Raw genomic sequence first — 8,650 nt, 5'->3', positions numbered from 1 at the left:
CAAGGCGACGACGAACTCGAACCATTCGCTGCCTGTGGCGGAGAACCTGCTGAAGCAGAATTTCACGGTGCAGCGTCCGAACAAGGTGTGGGTGGGCGATATCACCTACATCGCTACGGACGAGGGCTGGCTGTACCTGGCCGTGGTGCTGGATCTGTTCTCCCGAAAAGTGGTGGGCTGGTCGATGTCGGAGCGGATGACGGCCACGCTGGTGTGTGATGCGCTTCGGATGGCGCTGCTCCGGCGCAAGCGGCCTCGTGGCGTGATCATGCATACCGACCGGGGCAGTCAGTACTGCTCTCGTGAGCATCGCGTCCTGCTCGATCAGGACGGCCTGATCGCGAGCATGAGCGCCAGAGGCAACTGCTACGACAACGCTGCGATGGAAAGCTGGAACCACAGCCTCAAGGTCGAGGCGATCCACGGCGAACGTTTCACCACCCGTGCCGAGGCCAAGGCGCAGGTGTTCGAGTACATCGAGGTTGACTACAATCGAGAGCGGCTCCATTCGACACTGGGCTACGTCAGCCCGGAGCAGTTCGAGCGGGCCCACGCTGCTTAGGCGGGTGTCCGAGAAACGGGGGCAAGATCAGTCTTCCCTAAGGATGTACCCCTCGAACTCTACGAAACGGGGCCAGAAGAGGCTCAAGTAGCCAGTAGCAAGAGCAAAGTTGCCCATGCAGCCGACCCAGCTCACAAGGTCGATTCCACGGCCATTGTTCCACTGGCCGAGCTCGTTCTTCATGCTGTCCGGAATCTTCATTGGCAGCGCCTAACACCTGAATTAATCTGAACCGCGAAGCGGTTTCGGCTTGAATGAATTGTTAGGGCCCAAGCCGGTGAGGTAGGGCGGGGAACGCAAGGCAGCTAGGTAGTCCGCATGTGTAAGAAACGGCCAAGCATCTACGTCACCGATGGTTTGCAGGCGGCGCCTGAAACGACGCCCAGAGAAGCCCAAGGTCAGAAGGTTGATGAGATCAAGCCGGAGCGCGTCTAACCCCGAGTGAAAAGGCCATGCATAGGGTCGTGAGGTCTTGAGAAAAAGAATGCAGCGTGACGCGAACGCTCGATTATCTGCATCCATGCGATCTGATCCTGTCAGCTTGTAGGCTTTGAGGTCGTTGTACAGCGGCCAGAATCCTTTGTTGAAGATTTCTCGGACTGCTGGATCAGCGGACTCAGGAACGCGAGCCTCGAACTGGTCGTTGGTAATGCGGCCAGCAACCAATGCTCTTGCTGCTTCCGATAGTTTGGATCTAGCGCTGATGTCGACCATAGGCCCTAACACCTGAATTAAGCCGGCCCGCAATGCGCTGGCCGTGAGTTGACATTACAACACCTGCGACACATTTGAACGAAGCGACGAAGCGGGTTCGGCTTTAATGAATTGTTAGGCGCCTGCAGCGAACTTGAACGTAGGCAAGTTGTTGAGTTGAACAACATCAAGTGGATGCACTGCGACCACTAACGTAAGCAAGATGTTCGGCCGAGCCAGTGTGACCTGACCGAAAGGCTTTCCCTCAGTAGGAGGCGCAAAGGCCAAGTCTTCCTCTATGTCTGAGCGTCGTATCTCCAGGGCCACCGGCGCTTCGTCTGGCGTGAAGTACAAGTTGGCCACGGTCTCAACATCAATCCGGTGGTTCAAATTCACGCAGTTGCTCCGCTCATCAGACGGGCAGCGCGGAACCAGCCCAGATGCCGTTGCCAATGCCAATTCCGCTGCGGAAATTACTCGAAACAGGTTATCCATTGGTCCCCGCGCCTAACGCCTGAATTAAGCCGCGCCGCGAAGCGGTGTCGGCTTGAATGAATTGTTAGCCCGCATACCGGGTGCCCAAGGAAAGCACGACAAGGACTACGGCGGCAAGCGCAACAAGGCCCCAAGTACGCCTTACAACTTTGTGCCGGGTCTCTAGTACTGAATCAGTAGCGGCAGTAAGAGGAAAGAGGCGAGCGAGAAGAAACACTGCGACGATGACAGCTACGGGATATGCCAAGAGCCCGTAGAAGCTGCGAACAATGATGGCGAAGAGAATTGCAATAGGCAGCAAGGCCTGTGTCAAAAGATTGATCGCAAAGCTACTCCATTGCGAAACGTAGCTCGCCTTGCCGCAATTGCCACAAATTGCTGGGGAGAGCGGTGTGGCTATCACCTTGCGCCAGGTCCTTATGCTTTTAGTCGAACAATGTGGACAGTTGTACATGCGGGCTAACACCTAAGTTAAGCCGCGCCGCGTAGTGGAGCCAAGAACATGGCAAGCTGTACCTGCCATGTGCTTGGCGTAACGAAGCGGTGTCGGCTTGAACGCATTGTTAGAGGGCCACACCGCACCACTGGCCGTCATTGAGCAGGAGATCGACTTTGAGTTCTTGCGTATCAAGCAGACCAAGGGGAATGGAATCTCCACATCCAATGCTTCCTCGTCTCGTAACCAAAATGGAGTACTCGCCTTTCAGATTACTCTTTAAGCTAAATGCGCCATTTGCATCTGCTTTGGTCTCAAATTGAGCGGCACGCACTTCGCAGAAGCCGCACCAGCTCGGGGTGCGTTGGAACCGGTGAAGGATTATGGTCGCATCGGACTGCACGTCCCCGTCCGAGTCTCGAACGATGCCGTGAATCGACCACGGATGATCGCTGAGTGGCACCGGCTCCAACGGGCTAGAGCAGGCTGAAACTGCGATGGCCAGCAGCACGGATCCCGATAATGTTCTCATTGGCCCTCTAACACCTAAGTTAAGCCGAGACGCGTAGTGGAGCCGACCACGTGGCAAGATTCACCTGTGGTTGGTGGAACGAAGCGGCTTCGGCTTGAACGCATTGTTAGGCTGCACTAGCGCAAGATCTCCGCAACGCGCAACCCTGTGTAATTACACAGCCCGAGATACACACCTCCGTCTGAAGTAACATCTCGGAGGAACGTGCCACGTAGGCGAACCGGCTTGCGGTTGGACTGACGAACAACTTCAGACAGAGACTCAGGGTAGACGAGCGAGATGCATGAACCGGGATCGCCCTTGCTCCTAGCCTGCTCGTTGTCCCACAAGCTGTAGTTCTCTGGCTCGTGAATCAGGTACGCATCTACGAGCACCTCAACGCCATCCATCTCCTGTTTCCTGGAGTTCAGTTCGCTGCTGGACCAAACCTTACTACCTGGTTCAACAGACTGTTGCCCAGGTGCGGCACAAGAGGCGGCTAGTACGGAAGCAAGCAGGAGCAAGAGAACTTTCATGTGCAGCCCAACGCCTGAACTAAGCCGCGCCGCGAAGCGGTGTCGGCTTGAATGAATTGTTAGGGGGCACTCGCTGTCTCCGGGAAGGGCAGACCAACACGGAACATCATGCCTCCCTCCGAAGCGGGCCAGTATGCGATTAGAAGCGGGACCGTTTTTCCACAGAAGGTGGCGTCCCAGCGCTCATAGGTCGTTGGACTTGACCCCTCTGGGTTGTCATTGCCCGGTGGGGAGAACGACTCTGGGAGAACTTGCGCCTCCACAGCCTCTACTGTGGGGCAATCGAACTGACCTGGGCCAAGCAATGCCACCGTTCTCAGTGTGTCTACGAGTAGAGTCTCGTTCGCCGTGGTGTCTCCGGTGAAGCGCACCTGTTGAGCAAATGCAGGAAGCGAGAGAACCAAAGCGATGGCGAGAATCAATGTCCGAGTTGCCATGCTGCTACCTATGCCCCCTAACGCCTGAATTCAGCCGCGCCGCGAAGCGGTGTCGGCTTGAATGAATTGTTAGGCCTGCCCGCACCGGAGTCCGGGGCCTCATCTATCAGGAACTCTACGGGAATTTCATGGCCACAAGCGCTCTTACGGGGCGGGTACCGCCATTGGGCAACAGCAGCGAGAATCGCCTCGCTGTAGCCAATCGGTCGGCCAGCGCTGCGCCCGACCGGCTGCCAATCTGTCGAAACGATACTGGGCGATTCAACACGTCCGGTGCGGCCGATTACGAACGACACTTGGGCCTTTCCGACGAACTCGTTGTGTAACCGAGGTGGCAGCCTCGGAGCGACGATGGACAGAGGAGCAAGCTCAGACGAGCAGCTTGGAATCGGCCCCACACCAGCAGCCGCAGCTGACGAGCTGCAAAGAGATAGGGCTAGCAGGTTGCCGATTGCTCTCATGGCAGGCCTAACACCTGAATTAAGCCGCGCCGCGAAGCGGTGTCGGCCTGAATGAATTGTTAGGCCTATGCAATTCGAAGGCCCATAAAGGCGATCATGCAGGAACCACGCATCAGAACGTAGCCATCAGGTGAAATTCTCGGCGCTGGACCAAGATGCGGACTATCAAACTCCAAGAGCTTGTCACCAGGACGATAGAGTTGTTTGAAATGCTCCCACTGACTGTTGCCATAAGCGAATGGAAGCCGTGGGACGGCTGGATTGCGGGCCGCAAGAGCTAATCCAAGCTGTTCAAGCTCCGCGACCGAATAGCTATGCTCAAGAGTTCGAAAACCTTCCGGGAGCGGCGCGCATGCTTCCTTCACATCTGCGCGCTGCGCAGAGTTTGCGACGAACAAGAACAAGATTGCGATGATCTCTTTCATAGGTCTAACGCCTGAATTAAGCCGTGCCGCGAAGCGGCATCGGCTTGAATGAATTGTTAGGCCCGCTGCCTATACAGACATGGCCACCGACAAAAATCCCGTGCCCAGCCAGATCAGGAAGCAAAGACTGGCCGCAGGTAGAACGAGGGCCTGGAACCTGGCACCTACAGCTGCCACGACAACGATTGCAGCGGTAGAGCCCCAAAACATGCTCCTAGCCCCAGTGCCCCAGACCAGCCAGTGTGGCGGGCCAACGAGTGACGCATAGAGGATGGACTGACTAGGCAGCCACTCGGGTCTATGCAGTACGACGAGACAAAGGACAGCGTATCCGATGACAAACGCCAACAAAACCGTCATCGCGGCAATCTCGGAAAGGTGCTCATCCATGACTCTCGCGATGCGCTTTTTCATCTTGCCGCAAACTCCCCGTGGGCCTAACACCTAAGTTAAGCCGAGCCGCGAAGCGGCTTCGGCTTGAACGCATTGTTAGGCGGACACCCGCGATGCCCGCCACTCCTTGAAAAACTGCTCATTGTCAGCGATCAGTTCTGAAAGGTCTCCTTGCGAATCCAGTTGGTGAAGTGCATCGCGTGCGATCCGCATAGCGTCGTCGCCTTCCTGGATCGTGGTGCTGCTGCTCTTGAGAGTGGATCCAACCTTGTCGATCGCGGACTGGATTGCCCTCTGCCGTTCAATCAGTCTTGCGTTCTGTTGCCTTGTAGTTCCGTTAGCCACAAGTCTTCGATAGATCATGAGAGCCGCCAGGACTGCGACGACGAGAGCTACGGGAACGAGAAAGTCCATGATGTCCGCCTAACACCTGAGTTAAGCCGTGCCGCGGAGCGGCATCGGCTTGAACGAATTGTTAGGCCCCTACCTGTAGATGGCAAAGGCCACGGAAAGAATGAAGATAACTTTGAGCGCCACTGTGGAGAGAATTGCAACCGTGCGTGATCGCTGACGCAGGAGAACATAGCTGCTGTTTAGAACCAGGGCAATCCAGCTGGACACTAGAACCGAGAAGAACCCGCCGGACCAATGAAACACAACTCCATAACCAAGAAGCCCAAGGATCGCACCTAGCAGCGGCGACTTTGCGTACTTGGCACCGAGCTCAACAAAGAGAACTGTCCAGAATAGTGCCTCAAAAATGTAGACAAGAATGCCAACGCCGAGGAACAAGCTGAGTGGTGCCTCAGCTAGATCTGGATCCGTGAGAGCAGGCTCATCCGTGGGCAGCTCAAAGAGGAGCGCCGCGACCTCAAGGCCACCGAACAGAAAAATGGCTGTAATTACGATGACGACCCACGTCGGGAGTCTGTCCATAGGGGCCTAACGCCTGAATTAAGCCGAGCCGCGAAGCGGCTTCGGCTTGAATGAATTGTTAGCCCTCTGCCGCCTTGCGCTCAACTAACCTGATCTTGTTGTCCTCAACGACCCAGATAGTTCCATTTGGTGGGGTAGCGACGTACATAGGCTTCTTGGCCCAGAGACTCCAGAACACATGTGCTTCCGTAGGAATCGAGTCCAGCAAGTGGGTGATCATGAGACCGGCCGCCCTCGGGTCAGTCTGCAAAGCAATACAGGTTCGAGTGAACCCACGCTGCGAGACGACGTTGGAGCCACTAACGTCTACGCGATACGTGCCGCCTATTGGGACGACATTGTTCTTGGTAGTTCCGGGGATTAGGTAAACCACCCAACTATTTTCAGTTGCATTAGGGGATGGCAGCACCACGGAGTTGTAGTTCTCAGAGCAGGGTTGGAATTTGGATGCCAGGGCGGCTGCGCGAGCAGCAGCAGCGCCTGCCTCATAGGGAGTAAGCGCGACTGGTGTCTCCAGTGTCGTTACTGGCCCAGCAACTCCATCTTTTGAAACGGCAACCCGATACAGTGCGGCAGGCGTTTGATCAATGAAGGTGACGACAATCTGGTCCGGCTTCTCTTCCGTGATCCATCCCTTAATGCGCTTGTCTTTTTTGAACTGACGAAGCTTAAAGGCTGCGTCGGTTGCGACAGAAGCAGCCTGATCATGCCGGTAGATGGTTAGACCGGTAGTTTCGGCTGCCTTTAGTGCGGCAGCTTCTTGATCTGGTGGTAGCTCTTTTGGCAATGGCTCATCAGCAGACGCCGTAAGGCTGCAGAAGGCGAGAGCGATGGCGAAGATGTAACGAATCATGTGGGATCTCGATAAGAGGGCTAACGCCTGAGTTAAGCCGACTTGCGTAGTGGAGCCAAAGCCATGGCAAGCTTTTTCTGCCATGGCTTTGGTGTAACGAAGCAAGTTCGGCTTGAACGAATTGTTAGGCGCGCTACCGTGGCGCCATGCCTACTGCAATTTGATTGGAGTGATGGTGCCATAACCCTCAGAGGACATGACCGTGACGGGAAGATTGAATTCCTGGGGTTTGGCCTGTGCCCAAACGGCGGTCACCCAGATGGCTGCACAGTCTGTCAGTGTATCTTGAACAGAAAAATCCTCACCAAGTGGCTCCATTAGCGGGAGTGGCGGCTCAAGTCCGGTCGTCGTCATGCGCGTATCAAAGAGCTGTGCATGCGGGGAAATAGCCCGATTGAGTACAAATAAATCCGGCCCAGCTAGACCAACACGAACGCCGAGAAACCCCTCGCCGTCTTGATCCACGTGCACGTCAATTGTGACAGCCGTAGCCTTGGGTGGAACTAGCCCCAGCACCGCAAGAACTCGTGAAGCTGCCTCACGGCTATGTGCGTCGAGGATGATCTGAATATCGCGGATGTAGTCGCTGCGAGTCATGTGCGCCTAACGCCAGAGTTAAGCCGCGCCTCGATGCGGCGTCGGCTTGAACGACTTGTTAGGCCTCTGCTAGCGCACCGATACCAGCGCTCAGAGTGCCGTGTAGTCGCCGCTCGGGAAATCGTAAACCGAGACTTCACCGTTGGAACTAACTTTGTACCGGTCGCGAACGGGTGATGTTGAAGGGTCACCGCCGCACTCCTCATTATGGATTTCGCGGGCGGCGAACTCCCAGGATGCGGCCTTTGAGCCCGCTGGAACATCGCTCTCCGAGCCGAAGCTTAGGCACTCAAGATCCGAGACCTGATGTTCTTTAAGGGCGGCCGTAAGAAGCGTAAATGCTCGATCCTCGGAGATCTCCACAAGGGCAGATGAGTTGACGGCTGCAAGGTCCCCGGAAGAGAGCTGTTGCGACTGGGCTTGAATTGCCGGTGAGAACCCGGCCAGTAGAAGAGAAGAGCAGAGGAATGATGCGGACTTGATTAGCGACACTTGCGACTCCTGTTGATGTGAGGCCTAACGCCTGAATTAAGCCGCGCCGCGAAGCGGCGTCGGCTTGAATGAATTGTTAGGCCGCGCCACCACGGGCGCTACCTGCACTGCTGTCATGGACTGTAAGGAAGTCTGAGGCGGTGAGGCCATATTCATACTCCGCTTGCGCAAACGCTGCCTCCAGGTCCTCGTGCCAAGTGTCACCGCAAACCTCCCCACCTTTGGTGTACCGGTAGAGGAAGTAGTGATCGCCTCCAGGCTCTGGCTCGATCTCGACGCGGTCTGGCAATAGCATTGCGCCGCTTTTGATCAACTCGCCACCAGAAATGTGCCCGATGGTGCGCATGCCTGGGCGTTTGAACTCTCTAGGTCGTGCGACATACTTCATAGCGGCCTAACACTCAAGTTAAGCCGAATTGCAGGGCGTATCTGGCAACATGGCAAGCTTTTTCTGCCATGTTGACGGCGTAGCGATGCAATTTCGGCTTGAACGCACTGTTAGGGCCCGCTTGCCACGCGCAAACGATCTACAAGCTGCCCCATGGTTCCGGCCCCGGCTGCCTCCCAGAATGCAGGTGCCATCTTTGTCCCAACGATCTCTTCGATGGCACCGATCGCCTCGCAAGTATCGGTGCCATCCAGCCAGCCAAAAGTGGAGCCGCCGGCTATGACTGAAACATTGTCCTCCGGCAGGAAGTAAGGGCTTGGCCAGTTGCAGTATTTAGCAAAGTGGACCGGCCAACCTTTTGTAGACACCCGCAGGCCATAATTCATGGCAACAGCAGGGGCGTTTATGAGCAGCAAGCAGTACACGGATGAGTTC

At 56.0% G+C, this 8,650-nt stretch carries 12 protein-coding genes; 1 reads left to right on the top strand and 11 read right to left on the bottom strand.

All coding sequences use genetic code 11. The features are described 5' to 3' along the window. Positions 1-562, top strand: a 562-nt coding sequence (locus ACW7GZ_RS14615; RefSeq protein WP_457009964.1) for an IS3 family transposase, incomplete at its 5' end; no start/stop codon positions are given. A gap of 27 nt (positions 563-589) precedes the next feature. Here ACW7GZ_RS14615 and ACW7GZ_RS14610 read toward each other — a convergent pair. The 11 genes from ACW7GZ_RS14610 to ACW7GZ_RS14560 form a co-directional block, all read right to left on the bottom strand. Further along, a complete protein-coding gene (locus ACW7GZ_RS14610; RefSeq protein WP_457009962.1) occupies positions 590-763 on the bottom strand; it encodes a hypothetical protein in 174 nt (57 codons plus the stop codon). A 21-nt stretch (positions 764-784) separates the two neighbouring features. Beyond that, positions 785-1,276, bottom strand: coding sequence for a hypothetical protein (locus ACW7GZ_RS14605; RefSeq protein WP_457009960.1), 492 nt, complete (start codon positions 1,274-1,276; stop codon positions 785-787). 114 nt (positions 1,277-1,390) lie between these two features. Continuing rightward, positions 1,391-1,750, bottom strand: coding sequence for a hypothetical protein (locus ACW7GZ_RS14600; RefSeq protein WP_457009958.1), 360 nt, complete (start codon positions 1,748-1,750; stop codon positions 1,391-1,393). Between the two features lie 563 nt (positions 1,751-2,313). Continuing rightward, positions 2,314-2,697 carry a carboxypeptidase-like regulatory domain-containing protein gene (locus ACW7GZ_RS14595; RefSeq protein ID WP_457009956.1) on the bottom strand — a complete coding sequence of 128 codons (384 nt, stop codon included), beginning with the start codon at positions 2,695-2,697 and terminating at the stop codon, positions 2,314-2,316. Positions 2,698-4,196: 1,499 nt separating this feature from the next. Beyond that, positions 4,197-4,556, bottom strand: coding sequence for a hypothetical protein (locus ACW7GZ_RS14590; protein WP_457009955.1), 360 nt, complete (start codon positions 4,554-4,556; stop codon positions 4,197-4,199). Between the two features lie 489 nt (positions 4,557-5,045). Then, positions 5,046-5,363 carry a hypothetical protein gene (locus ACW7GZ_RS14585; protein ID WP_457009953.1) on the bottom strand — a complete coding sequence of 106 codons (318 nt, stop codon included), beginning with the start codon at positions 5,361-5,363 and terminating at the stop codon, positions 5,046-5,048. A 69-nt stretch (positions 5,364-5,432) separates the two neighbouring features. After that, positions 5,433-5,885 (bottom strand): hypothetical protein, encoded by a 453-nt coding sequence (locus tag ACW7GZ_RS14580; protein ID WP_457009951.1) that lies wholly within the window; start codon positions 5,883-5,885, stop codon positions 5,433-5,435. A 58-nt stretch (positions 5,886-5,943) separates the two neighbouring features. After that, entirely contained in the window at positions 5,944-6,738 is a 795-nt protein-coding gene (locus ACW7GZ_RS14575; RefSeq protein ID WP_457009949.1) for a hypothetical protein, read from the bottom strand. A 150-nt stretch (positions 6,739-6,888) separates the two neighbouring features. Further along, positions 6,889-7,335, bottom strand: coding sequence for a DUF6389 family protein (locus ACW7GZ_RS14570; RefSeq protein ID WP_457009947.1), 447 nt, complete (start codon positions 7,333-7,335; stop codon positions 6,889-6,891). Between the two features lie 90 nt (positions 7,336-7,425). After that, positions 7,426-7,827: a hypothetical protein gene (locus ACW7GZ_RS14565; protein ID WP_457009945.1), complete on the bottom strand. Its 402-nt coding sequence runs from the start codon at positions 7,825-7,827 to the stop codon at positions 7,426-7,428. Between the two features lie 498 nt (positions 7,828-8,325). Then, on the bottom strand, positions 8,326-8,650 hold a 325-nt coding region (locus ACW7GZ_RS14560; protein ID WP_457009943.1), incomplete at its 5' end, for a hypothetical protein.

The sequence above is a fragment of the Luteimonas sp. A537 genome, from assembly GCF_054052065.1.
Note: the sequence above shows the minus strand (reverse complement) of the source record. Positions and strands in the feature narration are given on the sequence as shown.